This window comes from Sorangium sp. KYC3313, assembly GCF_052075895.1.
In the GTDB taxonomy this organism is placed as follows: Bacteria; Myxococcota_A; Polyangia; order Polyangiales; family Polyangiaceae; genus Sorangium; species Sorangium cellulosum_B.
On sequence record NZ_CP197255.1, the window covers coordinates 2,371,665 to 2,394,063 of the forward strand.

Consider the following 22,399-nt stretch of genomic DNA (forward strand, 5'->3'; position numbering starts at 1 on the left):
CGCCCTGTGCTGGCGGCGCACGTCAGGAGAGGCCCATGAGGAAGACCACCGCTGCTACCTTCGTCCTTCTGTTGTCGCCGTGGGCTACTGGCTGCGGAACTGCTCCCGGCGTGAACGACCCTGGCGTGACGCCGTGTGAAGGCACCTCGTGCGAGAACGAGCCGCCTCCCGAGTCGGTCTGCGTCGAGCACGTCGCCGCCGATATCCTCGACGACGGCTGCGGCGTGTTCCTCGCCGGAAACTACGGTTTCGGCGACGACAGGAACCCCGGCACGAAGGCGAAGCCGGTGTACACCGTCGCGCGCGCCGTCGAGCTCGCGCGCGCTGGACGAGGGCGCGTGTTCCTCTGCAACGACGGATTCGTCGTGGAGGAGATCCGGGTGCCCTCCGGCGTGGATCTCCTCGGGGGCTTCCACTGCAGGAGATGGGATCGCGACCCTCTACGCCCGCAGACCACGTTTACGCACGATCGGGTCTTCGGCCCCATGGTGATCGTCGAGCCCGCGGGCCCCGAGGACACGGGGGCCGCGGACGGGGTGTCGACGCTCGCCGATCTCTACGTCAGGTCGGCGGGCCAGGTCGGAGTGCTCGTTCAGTCGAGCACCGCGGTGGAGATCCTTCGCAGCGAGATCTCCGCCCGCGGTGGACTGAGAGGGGAGGCAGGCGAGAAGTGGCAGACCTCGCAACCCACCGGACCGGATGGCATGTTCGGTGGGGACGCTTGCTCGGCGGCTGTCGTCGCCGGCGGCCCTGCGGCCGTGAACCGGTGCGAGAGCGGGCTCACGAGCATCGGTGGCAAGGGAGGCGATGGGCTGCCCGACAGCGCCGAGGATGGAGGCGACGGGGAGCCCGCGGACCTTTTGCCGCCCGCACGCGGTGGTATCGGGGAGCGGGACAACGTCAGTTGCAGCAGCGGATCCGAGGGGGGCCCGGGGGCTCCGGGGACGCAGGGCGCGCCCGGCAAGGGCAGCGGGCGCCTCACCGAGACAGGATGGGAGGGCGACACGGGGGCCGAGGGGACCTGGGGCACGCCGGGCCAGGGCGGCGGCGGCGGCGGCGGTCGCTGGGGCGGGCTCGCCGTGTGCGGTGTGGCCTCCCAGGGAGGCCCAGCAGGCGGCTCGGGAGGGGCCGGTGGCTGCGGAGGCCGAGGAGGCCGCGGGGGAGCGAACGCACCGCCGTCCATCGGCGTCATCGCGCTTCACGCCCGGGTGACCGTGCGCGACACCAAGATCACGGCGGACTTTGGCGGCAATGGCGGCGACGGCGGGGAACCCCAGCGCGGCGGCATAGGCGGCCGAGGCGCACCGGGCGGAACGCTCGGGGATGAACTCGCCGCCTGTTTCGGCGGCCGGGGCGGCCAAGGAGGGCCCGGCGGCTACGGCGGCCCGGGGCGCGGCGGCGACTCGATCGGCGTCGCCTACCTCGACGAGGACCAGCTCACGCTCGATGGCGTCACCATCGAGACCGGACAGCCGGGCAAGGGCGGCACCAGCTGGAACCACGATGGCAGCACGACGGTGGGAGAGAGCGGCAAGGCCCACAAGACGCTGCGGTTTCCTGAATAGCCGAAGTCACGTCATGGGAGATCGGCGCGGAGATCGGCGACCGAGTCCACGGGCCAGCTCGCCAGGAAGCTGGAGGCCCAAGCGACCATGGCGGCCGGCGGCTCGCCTTCACCGTCCCACGAAGCGACCAGCGCTTCGAGCTCGCGCTTGGCCGCCATGGCGCGGAGAGTCTTCGGCGATTCGTCGTGCGGACGCATGCGAGCAAGCTCCTCCAGCATCTTGTCCTTGTGCAGGAAGCCGTCTGTAGACGCCGACCAATAGAGCCCAAACGACTGTCGATATGGCTCCGGCATCTGCTGAATCATTCTGGGCAAATCGAGCAGTAGTCCTATCTGGTAGTGCGCGTGGAGCACGGTAAGCACCGTAATGAACCGTTCTGTCAAGCTACTCGGGTCGAGCGTCACGACCGCTCCTCGCTCTGGCGGCGACGGTTCCACCCACTGACTATCTATGGTAAAAAGACAATCGTACAACGTCGCACCGCGCATGCCAACCACCACGCCGGGCACGAGGGTGGCACCGACCTCCGGTGGCATGGGCTCGCAACCGAAGGTCGACTCGATGTCATGGGCGATCCACGTCGCGCAAGGCCGCTCGTCTGGCGCCAAATCGAAGGTGAGCTCATGCCGGGTGACGGTCGCGCTATGTAGCCTCTCATCATATGGGTTCAGTACGAGTTCTGGCCCCAGAGCACTTCGTGGAATGGAGAAATTGATACCATACGGAACCACGAAGCCGGCAGGCGGCCTGACGAGATCGATCATGCGATAGCTGTATACGACATAGTACGGAGCCAGAAAACTTACGTGAAACCAAAGCGTTCGACGGTCGGGTGCGTTCGGCAGATCGACCGTGAACGAATAACACGCGTCACAGGCTCCGGCGGGCAGGTGAAGTGATCGGTCCATGAGTAGCACGTCAGGGAATCGCTCTGATATGCGACGTCGCATGGCATGCCAGCGTTCGTCCTTCGATGCTTGGATCCGCGCAGCGACGAGCCGAGCGTGTTCTTCAGTCTGTTCGCGCTGGGAGTCGTCCTGCCAAAATTGGTTCGGGTCGGGACCGCCGATCCCACGGGGGAAATACCGGTAGACTACTTCCAGTAGTTGACCGACCGTGTGCTTCATGACTTGTTGACCACCACACCAAGTTTCTTGTATTGTTCCGCGAACATATTCTTTACGTTCGTGAAAAACTCTGAGCAGAATATGCCAGGTGGCAGCGCAAAGCGACCCGTCCTCTCCATCTCACCTGCGACCATATTTGTCACTTCAGCGCTGTACATTGCCGCATTGTCAGCCGATATAGCCCCCCAAAGGTGATTTCTTATCGGCATCCCAATGCGAAGAAAACACGCTGCTACGCCATCTTCTAGGTAGATGATCAATCCTGACTTTGCCTCCTGCCAACCACCTGCTACGGTCCCGTCGTAGGCGACGATCGTGACAAACTTGAAATCAGACGGGCCGAACCGTTTACTTGCGCACCCCATGGTCGGAGTGCCGCTCTGCTGGCAGGGATCTGGCGGGCTCGTCGGGCTAGCTGTCGGCCTCTCCGAGCTGTCGCTCGGGCTTTCGTCTTCGTCTTCGTCTTCGTCTTCGTCGTCCGTTTTGTTGCACTGGAGCTTGCGCTCGCTGCCGTACTCCGGTCCGCTCGGCGGCTCCGCCCCGAAGTCCCCCGACGCGACGGAGGTATAGACAGGAACGGACGGCCCGACTGGTCCACCTGCACCTTCGCCCTTCACCCACTCCTCGATGGGATAGCAGTCTCCTACCGTCAAGTTGCAGGCCGCCAGCGTGTAGATGGCGACAGCCAGAATCGGCAACAGAATTATTCTTGCGTTCATTTTATACTCCATCGAAGCACGGGGCCGACGACGACAATCACGGACACGTAACCTGGGAGCACGAGGCTGCTCCCGCCGACCCAATCCACATTGGCGCTCACCGACACGCCGAGGGGGCCTGCAACGTACGCGTTGGTCTGCGCATGCGCGCCTACAGCCATCCCGGCGACGTGCCCACACAATGTGCTTCCGCAAGCCGGCATGAAGTAGAACGCAACGGATGGGCCAGCGCTAAAATCGCCATTCTTCCAGCTGTATCCGAGAGCGGCAATGGTGCTATTGTAGACACCGGACCCACCTATCTGGACTGGGGGAATAATACTGAGTAGATCGTGAATATTGAAAGTGATGTCGCCGTTGATGCGCCACGATATTCCCGCGTGCGGACTCACCGCCAGGCGCGTCACGGTGCCGGCCTGGATCCCCCCGAAGCTGATTCCGGCACTCAGCTCGGATGCGTCTGCCTGTGTCGGAACGACGACGCTGAGCAGGAGAGCGAACACTGCTGACGCTGAGATCTGCCGGTCTGTCGTCCTCATCGTCTCTCTCTCCGTCGTCCGAAACACACGAGCAACGTGGCGACGTGGGCCATTCTTCTGATCACGGGATCGGCGTCAAACGGAATCTAGACGAGGACACCGCCACGGACGTGGGTCGTACCGTCCAGAGCGTGCGCCGGCGCGCAGCGACCTGCGCGGCTCCAGCGCGTGTCGACCCGCGGGCGCCCGCTGCCTGTCCACGCCGCCGCGAGAGCGCGCTACCGGCCACGCGCCCCGGGCTGCGCGTGTCGGCTGCAAGCCCGACCCAGCGCGGCGCCGCGCGCAGGCAGCGGTGACCGGCGCTGTGACGGCCACGCGCGTGGCGCGGGATGACATCGCTCGCGCGGCCACGCCGCCCGCGAGTTCGGCGCCTGACGGTGGCCTGCGCGGTCGGCGCCGGCGACGCGCTAGCGCTCACGCGCCTGGAGCTGCACGACGTCGCTCGCGCGTTCGCGTCGGCGCGACCGTCACACGTCGTGGCCCCATCGGCGGGCAGCCATGAGACCGGCTACGGATGGCCCGATAGGGCTCCGCGGGCCCGCAGCCCGGACGATCCCGCAGGCCGCTCCGCTGCTCGACGTCGTCGCCGCTGTTGCCCCGGCGGCCTCTCGGGGTCGTCGAGCTGCTTAGCCGCGCCTAAGCCGATCACCTCGCGCATGCGTTGCAGATCGCCCAGGAGCGCCATCACCTCGATCACCGCGCGCGGTACTCCGGCTAGGGGAGCGGGAGAGCAAACGGATCAAGCGCTCGATCACGCCGCTGACCAGCCTCGCGTCTTCGATCGACGGTACCCGCGCGGTAAGGGCGGGCCGCGCCGCGTGGCACACGATCTTGCCGTGCGACGACCACGAGCGGCTTGCACCCCTGCGATCGCAACGGGCGACGACCGGGCACGACGCACTCGACTCGGGAGCCCTGCCTTCGGGCGTCGCAGCGGTGCACGACGGAAGCTCTCGGCGTTCGGCTCGGCGCCGCCGTAGCTCCTGCCCAGGCGCAGCGCGCTCCGAACCGCGCCCCCGATGATCCGCGATCCCCAAGACCGCACGGGCGCGCTCCGATGGCCCGGGTGCAGCCTCCACGGCGTCCGCCCGCTAGCCGCCGCCGATGCCGGGCACAACCGATAACTGCTCGAAACCACTCAGCATTGTTTTTGCGTGTAGAAATTGTTTCCCCCTTGCAGAACACCTCGCCGAGCACGCTGGCGGCGCGCAGGATCCGGCGCGCAGGGGGCGGGAGCGCCTCGAGCCGGACCTGCACCATCGCCACCACGGTGTCGGGCAGCGCTTCGCCCCGGCCTTCCGCCGTCGCGCGGATCAGCTCCTCGAGGAAGAAGGGCTGCCCCTCGGACTGGGTGACCAGACGATCGACGAGCGCCCCGTCGGCCGCGCCGCCCAGCGCCTCCCGCGTGAGCTGCGCGCACGCCTTCGGCGAGAGCTGCCTGAGCCAGAGCTCCTGCCGCCCGCGCTCGCCCCAGAGATCGGGGTAGGCTTGCTTGATCTCGGGGCGCGCCGTGGCGAGCACGACGAGCGGCTGGTCCGCGAGCTCGCGCAGCGCCGCGTCGATGGCCGCGACCGAGGCGCGATCGGCCCAGTGCACGTCCTCCAGCGCGAGCACCACCGGCTGGGCCGCGCACTCGGCGCGCAGAAAATCGCGCAGCGCGCGCTGCATCTGCTCGCCGAGCAGCTCGGGATCCTGCCGGGCGGCGCGGAGCGGGAGGCTGTCCTCGTCGCGGAAGGGGACGCCGGCGAGCTCTCCGAGGAACTCCTCGATCCGGCGCCGCTCCGCCTCGGGCGCGCGGCGGGCGACGCGGGCCCGGAGGAGCGCGCGCCGCTCCTCGATGGGCTCGCCGCCCTGGATCCCCGCCGCGCCCCGGATCACCTCGGCGAGCAGGCCGCCGATGGAGCCCGCGCGCAGCGGATCCCCGAGCCCCGCCCAGATCTCCGCGGGCGCGCCGGCGCGCCGGAGGGCCGCGAGGTGCTCCTGGAGCAGGCGGGACTTGCCCATGCCCGCGGCGCCGATGACGAGCACCGCCCGGGCGGCGGGCTCGCCGGCGCAGGCCGCGAAGGTCTGCTCCAGCACGCGGAGCTCGTGATCGCGGCCGACGCAGGGCGTGGGCCTGCCGAGGAGCGGGCGCCACGGCTCGGCGGCGCTGCGCTCGCCGCGCAGCTCGACGGCGCCGGACGCGGTGATCGCGGCCTCGAAGCGGGCCTCGATCAGCCCGGCGGTGGTCTTGTCGAGGAGGATCTGCGGCGCGCCCGCGCGGCCCGCGCTCCGGAGCAGCCCCGCCGCGCGCTGGATCGCGTCGCCGACCGGCAGGCCGCGCCCGAGCTCGCCCCAGCCGACCGTGATCGCGATCGGGCGATCGGGGACGCGCTCCCGCAGCGCCAGCGCGCAGCGCGCGAGCTGCGCGGCGACGTCGGTGGGCACGTGCGGGCGGCCGACGATGAGCACCGCCGTCCCGTCGGCGAGCAGCTCCAGGCGCCCCTCGAAGCGAGCGGCGGCCTCCCGGAGCGCGCCGGCGTCCGCGTCCGCCTCGCAGCGCGAGAGGGTGGCGTCCAGCGCGGACGCCGGCGCGCGGCCGATCACCGCGACGCCGTGGAAGCGGCGCTCGCTGCTGGTGAGGGCGGAGCTCGTCGGCCCCGAGCTCGACCCGCCGTGGACCTCCTGCGCCGCGAGCGCGGCGTGGGCCGCGGCCCCGTCGCGCGGGCGCCGCGCCGGATCCTTCTCGAGCATCTGCGAGACCAGCGCGTCGAGCCACGGGGGCGCGCCGGGGCAGCGGTCCGACAGGTGCGGCGGATCGTCGAAGATGATCCTGGCGAGGAGGGCGACCAGGTGATCGGCCTGAAACGGCGGCGCGCCGGTGGCGCACTGGAAGAGCACGCAGCCGAGCGAGAAGATGTCGGCGGGCGCGCCGACCTCATCGCCGCTGCGCGCCTGCTCCGGGGCCATGTAGTCGGGCGTGCCGACCAGCATCCCGGCGCCGGTGATCGGCGCCATGTCCGGGAGGCGGGCGACCCCGAAATCGAGGAGCCTGGGCTCCTCGATCCGTCCGCCGACGAGGAAGATGTTGGCCGGCTTGAGGTCGCGGTGGACGATCCCCAGCGCGTGGGCGGCGCCCAGGGCCGCGGCGACGCGCGCCCCGAGCTCCACCGTCTCGGCGACCGAGAGCCGCCGGCGCGAGAGGAGCCGGGAGAGGTCCTCTCCCTCCAGCCATTCCATGACCAGGAAGGGCGTGCTCTCGCGCGCGGCGCTGTAGGCGACGTACCGGACGATCCCGGGGTGCGCGAGGCGGGCAAGGAGCTCGGCCTCCCGCGCGAAGCGCGCGAGGTGGTGCGGCGACGGATCGTGCAGCACCTTGGCGGCGACCCGCCTTCCGGTGGTGACGTCCCAGGCGCGGTAGACCGCGCCCATGCCTCCGCTCTCCGCGAGCGCTTCGACGCGGAAGCGCCCCCCCAAGAGCTCCCCCGAGCGCACCGCTCAAGGATAGACGGAGAATGCCGTTCGTCCAGCGATCCCCTGGATTCAGGCCGCGGATCCTGCGCGCGCGGCGCCCCGGACGCATCGATGGTTTGCCCCGATCACGACCCTGGCCGATGTCGGCCCGGGCTCGCCGGGGAGGCGCCGATCGGGAGATCGGCGCTTCTGCCTGGACGTCCCTCCCGAGAGATCGAGGAGGGGCGCGGCGTCACTTCTCGAGCGTGATCAGACCCAGCTTGTACGGCAATCTCTCGTAAGCCCCTCCGGCGTTCGGATCCCTGCCCTGGTAGAGGAACTGCATGTTGCACGCGTTGATGGTCATTCGCTCGTCGCTCCCGGAGCGGACCATCTCACCATGGCTGATGTCGTCGCTCCACTTTCCGCCTTCGAACGTCACGTTGGCAGGGCCGGCGAAGGGCTTCTGCTTGGTGTCCGCCAGGGGAGCCCAGGGGCCGTCGAGGCTCTCGGAGGTCCACGACCTGAAGAAGCGAGGGCTGTTGTCGAACGCCTCGACCATGAGCAGGTACTTGTTCGTGCCATCCACCTTGTAGACGTTGCTGGCCTCGAACAGGAGCCCCGAGCTGGGCGCCGACATGACGGTTTCGTACCCGTCGAAAGCCGGGAACTTATCGATGCTGACCTTGGAGCGGTAGAGCTTCCCGTCGTCCCGCGAGAAGAACAGATGGCAGTTCTTGTCGTCGCAGATGTTCCAGAAGTCCAGCGCGCCAAGGGTGTTCCCCATCTGGCCTGGCTCGCCCTTGAGCAGCGACTGGGGCCGGCTCCAGCCGTTGACGTTGTTGATGTCGTCGTTGGTCGAGTACCGGCCGTTCCACTGGAAGATGAGGTACCACTTGTTGTGCGGCCGGAAAAAGAAGACCTGGGGCGCAACCGTGCCGCCGGTGGGCCAGTTCGCCATGTGCTGCTGCTGAGCGGAGGCCGCCTGAGCGAAGTCGGTGAAGTTCAAATACACGGAGCTCCACCCCCCGTTGCCCGCCGTGTCGTACACGGTGGCAAATACGTGGTACTTGCCGTCGTGGAACACGATCGTCGGGTCCTTGATGGAGACGAAGGTGCGACCGGCAGCCGACTTGGGGTTGATCACCGGAGGCCCCGACTTCCACTTGAACGTGGTGGGCAGGTCGCAGGTCACGGGCGAGCCGCCCGCGCCCGTCCCCGCGCCCGCGCCGCCGCCGCCGTCCCCCGGATCGCCGCCGCTCCCCCCGGCCCCGGACGTCGGGTCGCCGCCCGTGCCCGGGTCGCTTCCGCTGCTCGTGCTCGTGCTCGTGCCGGGGCCAGATCCACCCGTGCCGCTTGCGCTCGTGCTCGCGCCCGCGCCCGCGCCTGTCGTGCTGCTGGCGCTCGTCGTCGGGTTCTCCGAGCCACCCGTACCACCACTGGACGGCTGGTCGTCCCCCGTGTCGCTGGCGCAACCGGCGAGCGCGGCGAGCACGCAGCCGAGGGCAGAGAGACGAAGGATGGAACGGGAAGGAGTCAGGGTCTGACGGTGCAAATCGAAGGGAGTGATCATGCTGGTCTCCAGAGGGATGCCCGAGCGGGCGGCGAGCTCCTCAGAGCCCGACTGTCAAGGTTGACGCGCACGAGGACGAAGGGCCCGGTGCCGCATGGCGGCCTACCCAGGGCAAAGCGGAGGAATCTCCGAGCCAAATTGTGAGCGCTCACATCTACGGCGTCAATTGAAAACCGGCGCGCGGGACTCGCCGGCCACGATGCCGATCGCCGGAAACTCCTCAGAACGCGCTCCCGGCGTCGCTCTACCAGGCACCGACGATCAGGGCGATTGGCTCGCCCGGTCCGTGCACGCCCTGAATCAGGATGCCCTCCACGTCGGCCGTCTTGGATGGCCCCGTACACCTGACCACGTAGGGGGCGCCGCCGAGCGCGGAGATTTCGGCGCAGAGCGAACGGTGGATGTCGGCGCGGCGAACGATCGCCACGTGGATCCAGGGGGCGAGCGCGCTGAGGCGCGTCGAGGTGGTCGCGTCGTCGAGGATGACGGTGCCCGTCTCGGCGATCGCGCCGGCGGCGCGCGTGATGCCGAAGTCATCGGCGTCGATTCGAGCGCGCGCGAGCGTGGAATCCAGCTCGAACGCGCCGAGCGACCGGGTCGACGTCGCCGGGGGCGAGCCATTGCGGCAGGATCTGGACCCGACCTCCGGGCGCGAGCGCCGCGCGCCAGACGGTCGGCTGGCTGAGGAAATCGAGGAGCTCCCAGGAGCGGGCCGCGAGCTGCCCGGCGCCCCGCGCGGCGGGGCCGCCGTCATTCACGCTTCCCCTTCGGAGACGACGTGGTTTTCGAGCACGCCGATCTTCTCGATCTCGATCTCGACCCGATCTCCCGGGCGCAGCCAGCGCGGCGGTGTTCGGGCCATGCCGACGCCATGCGGCGTCCCCGTGAGGATCACGGTGCCCGGCAGCAGCGTCGTGCTGCCGCTCAAGAACTCGATGAGCTCGGGCACGCCGAAGATCATGTCGCCGGTCGTCCAGTCTTGCACGCGCTCGCCGTTCAGGAGGGGGGCGATGCGGAGCGCTCCTGGATCTCCGACCTCGTCCGCGGTGACGAGGCGGGGGCCGAGCGGGGCGAACGTGTCGAACGTCTTGCCGCGACACCACTGCCCGCCGCCGCGCCGGAGCTGCCAGTCGCGAGCCGACACGTCGTTCGCGCACGTGTAACCGAGCACGTGCTCGAGCGCAGCGGTCCTGCCAGACCTGCCCGCCGGGGAACGTGTGCGCCGCGAGCGAGTCGGCCTTCATGGTGATCGATGTGCCTGGCGCCGTGGGGGCGAGGTAGCGCCCGCCGCGCCGTCGATCATCAGCGTGTGCTCCGGCCCGATCATGTCGCGCACGAGCGCCGTACGCCGCAGGTCGTCCCCGAGATCCAGGCCGACCTTGAGCTTGAAGCGCGAAAACCCCTGCTCGATACCTTCGCGGCACGCGCGCCGGATCTTCTCGTCCGGATAGCCGAGCCAGCCCACGGAGGTCGTAAAACCACAACTGGAGGGGAGCGGAGCTACTTCTGGAGCGTCAACATCCCGAGCCTGTAGGGCAACTTGCCGTAATCACCCCCGACTTTCGGATCTCTGCCCTGGTAGAGGAACCGCAGGTCGCACGGGTCGATGGTCATCTTCTCGTCGTGCCCGGAGCGGATCAGCTCGCCGTGGCTGATGTCGTCGCTCCAGTCCTGGCCTTCGTAGGTCACGTTGGCAGGGCCGGCGAAAGGGTTCTGCTTGGTGTCCGCCAGGGGAGCCCAGGGGCCGTCGAGGCTCTCGGACGTCCACGACCTGAAGAAGCGAGGGCTGTTGTCGTACGCCTCCACCATGAGCAGGTACTTGTTCGACCCATCCACCTTGTAGACGTTGCAGGCTTCGAACAGGAGACTCGCGCTGGGGGCCGACATGACGGTTTCGTAACCGTCGTAATTCGGGAACTTGTCGATGCTGACCTTGGAGCGGTAGAGCTTTCCGTCGTCCCGCGAGAAGAAGAGGTAGCAGTTTTTGTCGTCGCAGATGTTCCAGAAGTCCAGCGCGCCGTTCGGCTCGCCTCGGAGCAGCCCTTGGGGCCGACTCCAGCCGTTCATGTTGTTGATGTCATCGTTGGTCGAGTACCGGCCGTTCCACTGGTAGATGAGGTACCACTTGTTGTGCGGCTGGAAAAAGAAGACCTGGGGCGCGACCGTGCTGCCGGTGGGCCAGCTCGCCATGTAGTGCTGCTCAGCGGCGTTCGCCTGAGGGATGTCCGTGAAGTTCGAGTACATGGACTGCCATCCGCCGTTGCCCGACGTGGTGTCGAACACGGTGGCAAACACGTGGTACTTGTTTTCGAAGAACACGATCGTCGGGTCCTTGACGGATGCCCAGCTGCGGCCGGCAGGCGGCTTGGGGCTGATCACCGGAGGCCCCGACTTCCACTTGAACGTGGTGGGCAAGTCGCAGGTCGGCGGGGAGCCGCCTGCGCCTCCACCACCGTTCCCTGGATCGCCGCCGCTCCCCGAGGCCGACGTGCTCCCGCCGGTACCCGTCGTACCGCTTCCCCCGCTCCCGACGGAGCTCGACGTACCGGTGCTCCCGCCGGTGCCCGTCGTACTGCTGGCGCTGCTGGCGCCCGTCACCGGATTCTCCGAGCCACCCGTCCCATCAGAGGAGGGCTGGTCGTCGGTCGTGCCGCTGCTGCAGCCGGCGAGCGCCGCGAGCACACAGCCGAGAGCAGAGAGACGAAGGAGGGAACGGCACGGAGCCAGAGCGTGGGAGGGCAAATCGAGGTGAGTGATCATGCTAGTCTCCAGAGGGATGCCCAATCGGGCCAGCGAGCTCCTCAGAGCCCGACCGCCAGGGTGAACGCGCATGAGGACGAGAAGCCGGGGCGCATGACGTCCTACCCAGGGCAAAGCAGAAGGATACCCGGAGACCAAATTGTGAACGTTCACATTGCCGGCGTCAATCAAAAACCGGCGCGCGAACCTCCCCCTGGCGGCTCGCGCACACCGGCGCGGAGCACGGTGTGCGCGGCGCATTTTGGCACAAATTTGAGACGAATTGTGCCGCTGTGCCTGTGCGCCAGGCGCGAGGTCCAGAGATCTCGTGCATCTCCGCACTGGCGCACGCGTTGCTTTTACGTGACGGCATGAAGCGCACATCCTCCGTGGTTGCTCTTTCGGTGATATCTCTCGTCCCCCTCTGCATGACGCCCGCGTGTGGTCCCACAGAGACCTCGTCACCTGGCACCACGAGCAGCGGCGAGTCGACGGGACCAGACCAGACGTCCGCCTGCGAGCCCCGGCAGGCCGGGATATCGGCTGAATTCGAGGTCACCGTCGAGGCTTGGCCGGACGAGGGGTTCGATTCCTACGAAGTGAACATGGCCGCGCCATGCCAGGTGGAGGCGGCCAGCTCGACATCACGCTCCCTTGCCTGCACGGACAAGGACGGCGTCGCGCATGGCGTGACGATCGCTGTCCAGGATTCCGACATCCTGGGCGCCGTTCCCGAGAGCGGTCCCGTGTTCCTGCGGGTTGTGCACTACACGGATATCGTTCCTGTCATCGACCATCAATGGTTCGAGGTGCGCGCCGGCTCCGACATCACCGGCGCGCTGCTCGCGGGAGGCGTCCGAGGTTCCAACCCGTGGCCCGACACGGACGTTGAACCTTATTTCGCGCCGATCAGGATGGCGATGAGCCCCGAGGAAGGGTGTCCCGAAGAACTTCGAAAGATGTGCGTGGCTCACCGCAGAGGTCGGATCGATTTCTGGATCGACGAGCTGCCAGCCGGCTCGATCCTCGACGGGCACGAAGGTGAGGTGGGCGCGAGCGGGGCCTATCGTGTGATCGTGGGCGCGAGCGTGGATCGCTCCATGGGAGGGGACCCGGACCTCTGCGGCGGTGACGACGCGGAGTACCTCGACGACTTGCGCATCCTGATCGGAGCGAGAGCGCCGGAGCCCTCCGTCGGCGCCCCGTAGGCCGTGGACTGACTACCGTGATCCCGCGGCTGCCACCGGCGCGGCGACCCGGCCGGGAAGGAGGAAAGCGCAGCCGATCGTCAGGAGCAGCGCCGCGCCGAAGATGGACGTGGCCATCGTGTGCTCGCGGTTCACCACATCGGCCGCCGGGTGGTCGGTGAGGACGAGGCCGAGCACGGTGAGGCCGGCGATGCCCCCCATGTAGCGCATCGTCGACGTGAGGCCCGCGGCCATTCCGCTCTTCTCGCGCGGGACGTCGCTCATCGCCGCGGACTGCGCCGGCGGGGACGTCAGGCCGAGGCCGGCGCCGAGCATCACGAGCGCGGGGATCGCGTCCGTGAGCGCGCCCAGCGGCCGCACCGCGAGCAGGAGCATGCCGGCCAGAGCGAGCGAGCTGCCGGCGAGCGCCAGCGCGCGCGGCCCGAAGCGATCGGCGCCGCGCCCCGCGAGGGGCGAGACGACAACCATCGTCCCCATCATGGCCAGCAGCGTCGTGCCGACGTCGCGCGGCCCGACGTGGAACAGCCGCCCCGCCACCTGCGGCAGCTCGAAGATCGTCGCGTACATGGCGAAGTTCTGGAGCGCGATGAGCAGGCTGCCGCCGAGGAACGCGCGCCGCCGGAACAGGGAGAAGTCGATGACGGGGTCCGCGGCGCGCCGCTCCCAGAGCACGAAGGGCACGAGGCCCAGCGCGCCGAGCACCGCGGCCCAGCGGAGGTGCGCGGACTCGAGGCCAAGGACGAGCCCGATGAGCGACCCGCCCAGCAGCACCGAGCCCACGACGTCGAACCGCGGTCGCGGCGCGGCGGGCGTCACGGCCGCGGGGCGCGGCGGCGCGCCGATGTGCGCGAGCGCCGCGGAGAGGAGCAGCACCGGGACGTTCGCGAGGAAGATCGAGGTCCACCCGAAGGTCCCCACGAGCAACGCCCCGATCGTCGGTCCGGTGCCCGCCGACAGCCCCATCACCGCCCCGAAGGCGCCGAAGGCGCGCCCGCGCACCTCGGGCGGCAGCTCCGTGCGGAGCATGGCCGTCGCGCTCGGGACCACGATCGCGCCGCCCGCGGCCATCACGACGCGCGACGCCGCGAGCACCGGGACCACCGGCCAGAGGTAGGCGAGCGCGGCCCCGACCGCCAGGAGGAGCTGGCCCAGCCCGAGCGCGCGCCGGTGGCCGAGGCGATCTCCGAGCTTCCCGCCGGGGCTCTGCAGGACGATGTTCGTGAGCAGGTAGCTCGTCACGAGCGCCTGCCGGAGCGCGCCGGAGTCGACCCGGAGCGTGCGCGACATCTCCGGCAGCGCCACGGCGACCATCGTGGAGTTGAGCGGCGCGAGCGCCGTCGAGAGGGCGATGGCGGCGAGCAGCCGCACCGGCAGGCGCGACGAAGGCTCAGGCACGGGCGAGCTCGCCCGCGCCGTCCCGGCGGTCGCCCCGGCGCAGGAGCGTCACCCGGCCCTCCGTCCCGTCCACGAGGATCTCCTGGCCGTCCGTGATGCGCTCGGTCGCCCCGGCAGCCCCCAGCACCGCCGGGATCCCGTACTCGCGCGCGACGATGGCCGCGTGGGAGACCGCGCCTCCGACGTTCGTCACGACGCCCGCGGCCAGCGTGAAGAGCGGCGTCCACGCGGGGTTCGTGTAGCGGCAGACCAGGATCTCCCCCGCCTTCAGCCGCTCGAACTCCCGCTCGTCCCGCACGATGCGCGCCTTGCCGCGGACCACCCCGGACGACGCCCCGATGCCGCGGAGCTCGTCGCCCGAGGCGCCTCCCGCGCCCGCCCCGAACGCCATCTTCTGCCACCTCGCGTTGACCACCCCGTACGTCGCGCGCCGCCGTCGAACGAGCCGCTCCACCTCGTCGAGCGGCGGCGCCGCCCCCTCCAGCCACCCCCGGAGCTCGGCTTCCGTCAGGTAGAAGACATCGTCGGGGCGCGGCAGGCGCCCGCGCTCGCAGAGGCGGCGCGCGATCTCGGCCACGATCGCCTGCAGCGCGGAGAACGAGCGCACAAGATCGAAGTGCGTGCGCTCCCGGAACACGATCGCGCTCCGCAGCCGCTCGAGGGTGCGGTGGAACGCGTCGGGCAGACCGGGCACGAGGCGGAGCGCGCGGGTGACCTCCTCGAGCGCCGCCCGGTATCGCGCGAGCCCGGCCTCCTCGGACGGCGGCTCGGCGACGTCGAGCAGGCCGCGAAGGAGCCGCCACAGCGGCGCGGGATCCTGCCGCCACGTCGGCGCCGAGAGGTACAGACCGGTGCTCTCCCGGTGGCCGTGCTCGTCCAGGAACGCGTCGACCTCGGCCAGGTAGGCCCGGCCGGCCTCCGATTCGCGGAGGTCCTCCGGTCGCCCCTGCCGGATCGCGCCGGCGACCTCCGGTCCGGCGCTCGCCGCCCTGCGCGCGAGGTGGAAGATCGCGAGGTTCACGTCGGAGGTCCGGGTGCGCAGGCCCGAGACGAGGTCGCGCATGACGGTCGCTGTCCGCTTCGGTCCCACGGCGAGGGCGACCGGGACGCGGAGGGCGATCGCGGCCAGCTGGCTGGCGCTCCTCTCGAACCGCTCGCCCAGGACCGCGGTCGTTGTCTCCGTGATCCGGTCGGCGCGGCGGAGGAGCGCGGCGTCGTCCAGCGCGCGGAGATCGACCGGCGCGCAGGCCTCCTGGATCCGCTTGAACCCGTCGCCCTCCCACCACCCCATCGCGTCGTCGCGCAGGCTGGCCGCGACCTTCTGCGGCAGCCGGAGCAACCGGAGCGTGGGCCGCGCCTGCGGTGGGACGAAGATCGGACGCCACACCTGGTCGACCCACGCGCGCTCCTCGGCCTCGTCCACGTCGAGCCCGAGGAAGCGCACCATGCGCACGAGCGCGGGGAGCGTCGCCCGGAAGCCCCATTGATCGAGCGGCCTGGGGGCGACGGGGAACCTGTCGTTGTCGTTGGCCTCGAGCAACCTTCGCTGCATGCGGTTGAGCTGCGGGGGCGGAGGGAGGGGCTCGATCTCGGCCGCGCCGAGCGTGGTGATCGGGCGCGACTGGAGGAGGTGGATGGAGCCCCCGGCGAGGGCGAACTCCACGTCCTGCGGGCAGCCGAAGTGGGCCTCGAGGCGGAGCCCGATGCGGCCAAGATCGAGCACCAGCGCGTCGCTCGGCGCGGGGCGGCCGACCTCGCGGCGGTCGCGGTCGTCGATCGCGAGGTCGTTCGTCCCGGGGCCCGCGGCCCCGTTCGGCTGGTCCGGGCCGGGCGCCGCGGCCCCGGCGAACGGCGGGCGCCGCAGGCGGTACACATCGCCGGTCGTGTGCCCTGACACCACGGCCTCGCCGAGGCCCGGGGCGACCTCCAGGAGCATGCGGTCGGCGCGCTGGGCCACCGGGTCGACGGTGAACAGGACGCCGGCGAACTCGGCCGGGACCATGCGCTGCACCACCACGGCGATGTCGACCCCCAGGTGATCGATGCCCCGCGCCGCCCGGTAGCCGAGGGCCCTCGGGCTCCAGAGGGACGCCCAGCACCGCCGCAGCGCGAGGAGCAGCCCGTCCTCTCCCGCCACGTCGAGGTACGTCTCGTGCTGGCCCGCGAACGAGGCGTCGGCGAGGTCCTCGGCCGTCGCCGAGGAGCGAACCGCGACCGGCGGCGCGCCGAGCTCGCGGTACGCGTCCCGGACCGCGCTCTCCATCCCGGGCAGCATCGCGCCCCGCTCGAAGAGCTCCGCGGCCTCCGAGGCCGCCGCCTCCCAGCGGCTCGCGGCGAGGTGCGCCGAGAGGCGCTCGGCGAGCCCCCATGCGCGCGCCTGCTCCGCGTACGCGTCCGCGCTCACAACGAACCCGGGCGGCACGGCCAGCCCGAGCTGGATCAGCTCACCGAGGTTGGCGCCCTTGCCGCCCGCCGTGGCGACGTCGGCTCGGGACAGCTGGCTCAAGCGATGAACAAGCATCAGGCATCTCCTTCGGCCAAGAAAGGCTGCTTCCGCTGCGCCCCGCGCTCCCCGGCGCTCGCCCGCCCTCCGGGCAGCGCCTCGCTCGAGCCGCCAGCGTCCACTCGACCGTCACCTGAAAGTCATTGTGACGTCACGAAGTAAGTATCATGATACTTACAAATGGCAAGGCCGCGGAATATCACCGACGCGCAGATCCTCGACGAGGCACGCGCGTGCTTTCTGGAGCACGGCGCGGGCGTCTCGACGACGCTCATCGCGGAGCGGCTCGGCGTCTCGCACGGGGTGCTGTTTCAGCGCTTCGGCACCAAGGAACAGCTCCTGCGCGCCGCGCTGCTGCCGCCGTTCGAGCCGCCGTGGATGGCGCGCGCGCGGGCGGGCCCGGACGACCGCGACGCGCGGATCCAGCTCCTCGAGCTCGCCGAGGAGCTCTCCGCCTACCTGGAGCGCATCGTGCCGTGCCTCGCGGTGCTCCGCTCGGCCGGCATGCACGTCGAGTCCATGGCCGATCGGCGCGAGGACCTGCCGCCCGTCCGCGCGCGGCGCGAGGTGGTCGCGTGGTTCTCGCGCGCGATCGCCCGCGGCCTCCTGCGCCCGGTCCGCCCGGAGCACGCGGCCGACCTCTTCCTCGGCGCGCTGCACTTCCGGCCGTTCCACCAGCACCTCTCGAGCCAGGGGTTCGATCGGTCCGAGGGCCAGGCCTATGTCACGTTCGCGATCGACGCGATTCACCGGACGCTCGCGCCCGCGGCGGAGCGACCGTGACGCGCGGCCCCGTCACGCCGCTGCGTCCGGCAGCAGCGACGGCCAGCTCCGCGGCGGCTTGAACCGGTAAGTCGGCGCGGGCCCGTCGACGACGTGCTCGACCTCGTCGAGGCGACTGTCAGGGAGCAGCACCCCGCCCAGCGACTCCCGCACGAGCGGTATCCGCGCCGGATCGAAGCCCATCACCTGCGAGGCGATCGCGTCGACGAGGCCCGGATCGAACCCGCCGAGCAGGAGCCCTGCGCGCACGGGCGTCGCTCCGAGCGGCCCTTCGCCCTCGCCCGCGACGATGCCGTCCACGATCGTCAGGTACCGCCGCTGCGGCTCCCCGCGCAGCGCGCCGCCGCGGTCCGCGAAGAACAGGATGCGGTTGAGATCCAGGATGGTCCGCCAGAGCGTGTTGTTCCCCTCCCAGCTGCCATCGATGACCTTCGGCGGCGCCCCGAGCCGCGGCGCGCGCGCGACGAGCGAGTGATCACCGGGGAGCGGGAACCGGCTGAGCTTGTTCTCCACCGCGTCTCCGAGACCCTGAGGCCGATCGAACTCGTCGCCGCCGACCGACGGATCGCCCTCGGTGAAGTGCGGGAGCCAGTACTTCTCGTTCGTCAGGCCGATCACGCTCTTCAGCGAGAGCGTGATACCCGTCTTCTTGTGCGTCTTCAGCTTGGGAAGGTTGATGACGACATCCGCGTCGAGGAGCGTCTGGGGAATGCTGTACTCGTGCCGTTGCCCGGTGTGGTGCGGCACCGGCGTCGCGTAATGGCTCCGGTGGAAGCGGAGCGCGGCGCTGCGCGGGGCGCCCGCGCCGGCGAAGAAGCTGCTCGAGCCCAGATCGACGACCCGGTAGCCCCGCGGGTCGCCGGGCAGGCGGCGGCGGAGGAGCAGGCCGAGGTTCCAGGAGCGGCCGAAGCGGCGCACGTCGTCGAGCGCGAACACCGGCGCGATCCGGAAATACCGCAGGTCGATGAAATCGACGTCATGCCCCTGGGCCTTCAGGTGATCGATGACGTCGAAGATGCCGAGCGGGCCGGCGACCTTCTCGATCTCGCAGCCCTCGACAGGGGAGTCGACGACGCGCACCCTCCCGCGCGGGCCGGCGGCGCGGAGCGCATAGTCGAGCACGGGCCGGAGCAGCGAGCCGTGCGTGCTGGAGGCGGCGAGCCGCTCGCCCGTGATCTTCTGGTGGAGGTTCTTCGAGGAGACGAGGTTCGGCTTGACGACGACGCGGTCCCCCGGCGCGATCAGGTCGCCGAGCGGGTTCCACGCGGGCGTGCCGGCGCGGGCCGCGTCGAGGCCGAGCCGGCGGAAGAGCGCCTCGACGGCCTCGTAGACCGGGCTCGGCGGGCCGTAGGGCGCGCTGCCCCCGTAGCTCACGCCAGGCCGAGAGACCGTCACCACGCGGCGGCTCGTCGCTGTCATCGGCAGCCCCCGGTCAAGCGCCCGCGCCGCTCAGGCCGGACGAGAGGATCTCCGCGGGCGCGGCGCGCTGGAAATCGACGTTGAGGCGCGAGACGCTCGCGAGGTGCTTGCCCGTGCGGACGAGCGCGATGTCGTCGGCGAACTCGACGTCGATGCGCATCCGCTCGCCGAGGTGACGGCGGAACGTCGCGAGCACCTCGTCCAGGACCTGCTGCGAGAACCGGCCGCCCTTGACCACGCGGAACGTGATGGCGTCGCGCTCCGACTGAACCACCTGGAAGCGCTTGATCGCGTAATCGAACTCCTTGAGGTAGTGCGCGAAGAACGTGCCGGGCAGATAGCGCCCGTCCGTACCGCGGATGATGGACTGGACGCGCCCCTCGATGCGGCCGACGCGCGGCGCCCCGCGGCCGCAGGGGCACGGCGCGGACGGGGACATCGCCTCGGCGAGATCGCCGATGCGGTAGCGGACGAACGGCATGCAGAAGTTGTTGAGATCGGTGATCACGACCTCTCCGATCTCCCCCGGCTCGGCGGGGCGCCCGTCGCGCAGGACCTCGACGATGTAGCCCTCGGCCACCACGTGGTGGCCCTCGTGCGCGTCGCACTCGTACGCGATGCCCGAGAACTCGCGGCTGCCGTACTTGTCGAAGACCTTGCAGCCGAACGCCTCCTCGATGAGCCGGCGGCTCGGCAGCGGCAGCGTCTGCGCGCTCGACATGATCGCGCGCGGCCGGGCCGCGACCTTTCCGGTGCTCTTGACGTAATGGGCCAGGAAATCGAGCGCCTCGGCGTAGCCATCCATGAGCACCGGCCGCGCGCCGGCGATCCTCGCGATCGTCTCGCCCAGGTTGTCGTCGGACAGCTCGAAGATGGGGATGAACGTCCGGTTCGACAGGACGGCGTCCGCGCGCTCGCGGGCCGCCTGCCACTTCGTCATGCCGATCGTCTGGTGCCAGAGCCGCACCGTGGGGTCGCCGAAGCGGTAGCCCGTCCACTCCTGCGCCCGGAGCGTCGCCGCCCAGCGGAACTCGAGCTGAGCCCGGTCCGCGTAGCAGACGAAGGGCTCGCCGGTGGAGCCGCTCGTCGTGATCTTGAGGACCTGCGACTTGTCGTGGTTCTCCGACATGATGTCGAAGTAAAGGTGGCGCCGGATATCCGCCTTGGTGAGGAACGGCAGCTTGTAAAGGTCCTGCTGGCCGCGGATGTCCTCGGGCCGGAGCTTGAGCTCCTGCATGCGAGCGCGGTAGTAGGGCACGTTGCGGTAGCAGTGGCGGAGCAGCCGCCTGAGCTTCTCGTCCTGGAGCTCGCGGGTCTGCGACGGCGTGAGCCACTGCGTCCTGCGCAGCGTCTCGTAGTAGTGCTCGACGTCGCGCGTGATCATCCAGTGGGTGTGGTTGAACGCGGCCAGGTACGCGCGCCACCTCGCCGTGGAGAGCGGGTCGCGCTCCGGCGAGCGGTCGACCACCGGGTTGCGGCGGAGGTACTGCGTGGCCACGTCCGGCGGGATCCGGTCCACGCGGTACTCCCACGCGGCCTTGCCGAGGTCGTAGAACGATTTGACCACGGCGCGCGCCGCGGCCTGGTCGAGGAAGGAGACGCCCTGCCGCCGCTGCTCGAAGAGCGTCTCGACCTCCTTGTAGGAGTAGCCCTTGGCGTGGGCGGCGACCAGGATGAAGGACTGCCAGTAAAAATAGCTGCCCTTGTACGTCAAGAGATCCTGGAACACCTCCCGGGCGCACATCACGAAGCCGCTCTTGTTGTCGTGGAGCGACATGCCAAAGGTGGTGTTCAAGAGGTGGTTGAGCCCGCGGCTCAGGTGGTACCGGCGGTCCCTGCGGCGCCCGACGGCGCTCCGCCAGCCCTGGACGACATCGACGCTGTGCTCGTAGAGCTCGCGCCGGAGGCGCAGGAGGTCCTCGGGCTGGTACTGGAGATCGGCGTCGATGGTGGCGACGAGCTTGCCGCGCGCGGCGGCGGCGCCGGTGCGCCACGCCGCCGTGATGCCGCGGTTCTGCGGGTGGAAGCACCCCACGACGAGCCCCGGGTGCGCGGCCATGAGCGCGCGGATCGTCGTGGCGGTGCCGTCGGTCGAGCCGTCGTCGACGAGGATGAGCTCGCCCGTAAGCGCCCCCTCGCGGAAGACGCCGAGGATGCGGTCGGTGAGCTCGGGGATGTTCAGCTCCTCGTTGAGGCAGGGCACGAGGACGGAGAGCTCGATCGGCGCCTCCGGAGCGAGCTCGGTTCGGGGTTCGGACATCGTGTGTTCGCCTATCTTGCCTTGAAGGAGACACCGCAGCAGGGCGAGGGGCGCGCCCGGCGGCCCGGGCGCGCGGGAGCGTTCACCTGGGGACGCAGCGGAAGCACGCGCGGATCGGCAGCGCGCCGTGCGGCGCCGCGCGGCGCTCGGTCACGCGGAAATGGCGGTCGAGGAGGCGGCCGAACTCGTCGGGGGTCCACCGGTGCAGGTGGTAGGCGTCGCCGCCCCAGTGGATGCGATCCCGCAGGAGGTAGCCGACGGGCGTGCGGCGGACGATGCCCTTCAGCCGCCCGATGAGCGGGTCGTTCGGCACCGTGATCGCGGCCACGCCGCCGGGGCGCAAGAGGCGCGCGATGGCCCCGAGGACGGCGGCGGGATCCACGGTGTGCTCCAGGACCTCGGTGCAGACGACGCGATCGAAGCTCGCGGCGGGGAGGTCGAGCTTGTCGACCTCGCCCTTGAGGAAGCGGGCGTCGTAGCCCGCGAGGTTCTTGCGGGCGGTGTCGAGGAAGACGTCGGAGACGTCGATCGCCGTGATGCGGGCCCGCGGGAACATCCGGAGCACGTGCCCGCCGCCCGAGCCGACCTCCGCGAGGTCGAGGCCGGCGCAGTCGCCCAGCATGCCGCGGATGATGGCGAGCCGCTCGCGCTCGATGAGCCGGATTGGCAGCGGGGCGCGGTCGTAGTAGTCGTCGATCGGGTGCTCCCGCGCGAGGCGGTCGTTCAGCGCCTCCACGTCGATGTCGCCGGCTGTGTTCGGCATGGCGGCCCCATAGCACGGGTGCGGCGGAGCCTCACCCCGGCGGCGGCCCCGCGCCCGGCGATGGGACCGCGCGCTCATCCTCCGCCGTGAACGCCCGGCCGGCGGCGGCTCCCTGGTCGCGCGAGAGGCCGCTGACGATGCTGCGCGGCGCGGATCGAGCTCGCCCGCCGGCAGACGCTGCTGAGCGCCCCCGGACGCGATCACGCGCGCATCCCGTGCGTGATCGCGCGCTGGTTGCCGCTGCGGGCGGAAAGAAAGAGAGAAGATTGCCGAGACACTTCTTGCTGATGGCGCCACAAGGGAGTAGCTTGGGCCCCTCACGACGTCACTGGCTCTCGACACGATGCGTTCTCTCTCTCCTCGACGCGAGGGAG

15 protein-coding genes and 2 pseudogenes are annotated in these 22,399 nt (G+C 70.1%); 3 read left to right on the forward strand and 14 right to left on the reverse strand.

The features are described 5' to 3' along the window. Positions 1 to 35 precede the first annotated feature (35 nt). Positions 36 to 1,565 carry a hypothetical protein gene (locus ACSRUE_RS09315; RefSeq protein WP_437552191.1) on the forward strand — a complete coding sequence of 510 codons (1,530 nt, stop codon included), beginning with the start codon at positions 36 to 38 and terminating at the stop codon, positions 1,563 to 1,565. 11 nt (positions 1,566 to 1,576) lie between these two features. Here ACSRUE_RS09315 and ACSRUE_RS09320 read toward each other — a convergent pair whose 3' ends face one another. From ACSRUE_RS09320 to ACSRUE_RS09360, 9 genes and pseudogenes are all read right to left on the reverse strand, one after another. After that, the gene (locus ACSRUE_RS09320; RefSeq protein ID WP_437552190.1) at positions 1,577 to 2,692 is read right to left on the reverse strand and encodes a hypothetical protein; all 1,116 of its coding nucleotides are present in this window, start codon (positions 2,690 to 2,692) and stop codon (positions 1,577 to 1,579) included. Continuing rightward, a complete protein-coding gene (locus tag ACSRUE_RS09325; protein WP_437552189.1) occupies positions 2,689 to 3,411 on the reverse strand; it encodes a hypothetical protein in 723 nt (240 codons plus the stop codon). Before ACSRUE_RS09325 ends, ACSRUE_RS09320 begins: the two co-directional genes overlap by 4 nt. Beyond that, positions 3,408 to 3,950 carry a hypothetical protein gene (locus ACSRUE_RS09330; RefSeq protein WP_441290684.1) on the reverse strand — a complete coding sequence of 181 codons (543 nt, stop codon included), beginning with the start codon at positions 3,948 to 3,950 and terminating at the stop codon, positions 3,408 to 3,410. The genes ACSRUE_RS09325 and ACSRUE_RS09330 overlap by 4 nt, the downstream gene beginning before the upstream one ends. 714 nt (positions 3,951 to 4,664) lie before the next feature. Beyond that, positions 4,665 to 7,361 carry a protein kinase domain-containing protein gene (locus ACSRUE_RS09335; protein ID WP_441290685.1) on the reverse strand — a complete coding sequence of 899 codons (2,697 nt, stop codon included), beginning with the start codon at positions 7,359 to 7,361 and terminating at the stop codon, positions 4,665 to 4,667. Between the two features lie 274 nt (positions 7,362 to 7,635). Then, the gene (locus ACSRUE_RS09340) at positions 7,636 to 8,955 is read right to left on the reverse strand and encodes a non-reducing end alpha-L-arabinofuranosidase family hydrolase (protein ID WP_441290686.1); all 1,320 of its coding nucleotides are present in this window, start codon (positions 8,953 to 8,955) and stop codon (positions 7,636 to 7,638) included. Positions 8,956 to 9,199: 244 nt separating this feature from the next. After that, complete coding sequence (locus tag ACSRUE_RS09345; protein WP_437763747.1) at positions 9,200 to 9,709, reverse strand: LUD domain-containing protein; 510 nt, start codon at positions 9,707 to 9,709, stop codon at positions 9,200 to 9,202. After that, positions 9,710 to 10,147, reverse strand: a pseudogene (locus tag ACSRUE_RS09350) (fumarylacetoacetate hydrolase family protein); the annotation flags it as partial. A 102-nt stretch (positions 10,148 to 10,249) separates the two neighbouring features. Further along, positions 10,250 to 10,432: pseudogene (locus tag ACSRUE_RS09355) on the reverse strand (enolase C-terminal domain-like protein); the annotation flags it as partial. A 23-nt stretch (positions 10,433 to 10,455) separates the two neighbouring features. Next, entirely contained in the window at positions 10,456 to 11,553 is a 1,098-nt protein-coding gene (locus ACSRUE_RS09360) for a non-reducing end alpha-L-arabinofuranosidase family hydrolase (protein ID WP_441290687.1), read from the reverse strand. A 740-nt stretch (positions 11,554 to 12,293) separates the two neighbouring features. Between ACSRUE_RS09360 and ACSRUE_RS09365 the strand changes: the two genes are divergently transcribed. Next, a complete protein-coding gene (locus tag ACSRUE_RS09365) occupies positions 12,294 to 12,902 on the forward strand; it encodes a hypothetical protein (RefSeq protein WP_441290688.1) in 609 nt (202 codons plus the stop codon). 12 nt (positions 12,903 to 12,914) lie between these two features. On the opposite strand, the gene ACSRUE_RS09370 is transcribed toward ACSRUE_RS09365, so the two are convergent. Then, positions 12,915 to 14,297, reverse strand: a complete 1,383-nt coding sequence (locus ACSRUE_RS09370) for an MFS transporter (protein WP_441290689.1) — start codon at positions 14,295 to 14,297, stop codon at positions 12,915 to 12,917. Further along, positions 14,290 to 16,818, reverse strand: a complete 2,529-nt coding sequence (locus ACSRUE_RS09375) for a PEP/pyruvate-binding domain-containing protein (RefSeq protein ID WP_441290690.1) — start codon at positions 16,816 to 16,818, stop codon at positions 14,290 to 14,292. The genes ACSRUE_RS09370 and ACSRUE_RS09375 overlap by 8 nt, the downstream gene beginning before the upstream one ends. 162 nt (positions 16,819 to 16,980) lie before the next feature. Here ACSRUE_RS09375 and ACSRUE_RS09380 point away from each other — a divergent pair, with 162 nt between their 5' ends. After that, positions 16,981 to 17,583, forward strand: a complete 603-nt coding sequence (locus ACSRUE_RS09380; protein ID WP_441290691.1) for a TetR/AcrR family transcriptional regulator — start codon at positions 16,981 to 16,983, stop codon at positions 17,581 to 17,583. A gap of 12 nt (positions 17,584 to 17,595) precedes the next feature. Here ACSRUE_RS09380 and ACSRUE_RS09385 read toward each other — a convergent pair whose 3' ends face one another. The 3 genes from ACSRUE_RS09385 to ACSRUE_RS09395 form a co-directional block, all read right to left on the reverse strand. After that, a complete protein-coding gene (locus tag ACSRUE_RS09385) occupies positions 17,596 to 18,981 on the reverse strand; it encodes a DUF362 domain-containing protein (protein ID WP_441290692.1) in 1,386 nt (461 codons plus the stop codon). 34 nt (positions 18,982 to 19,015) lie between these two features. Then, positions 19,016 to 21,262, reverse strand: coding sequence for a glycosyltransferase (locus ACSRUE_RS09390; protein ID WP_441290693.1), 2,247 nt, complete (start codon positions 21,260 to 21,262; stop codon positions 19,016 to 19,018). A gap of 82 nt (positions 21,263 to 21,344) precedes the next feature. Beyond that, positions 21,345 to 22,025 carry a methyltransferase domain-containing protein gene (locus ACSRUE_RS09395; protein WP_441290694.1) on the reverse strand — a complete coding sequence of 227 codons (681 nt, stop codon included), beginning with the start codon at positions 22,023 to 22,025 and terminating at the stop codon, positions 21,345 to 21,347. Positions 22,026 to 22,399 lie beyond the last annotated feature (374 nt).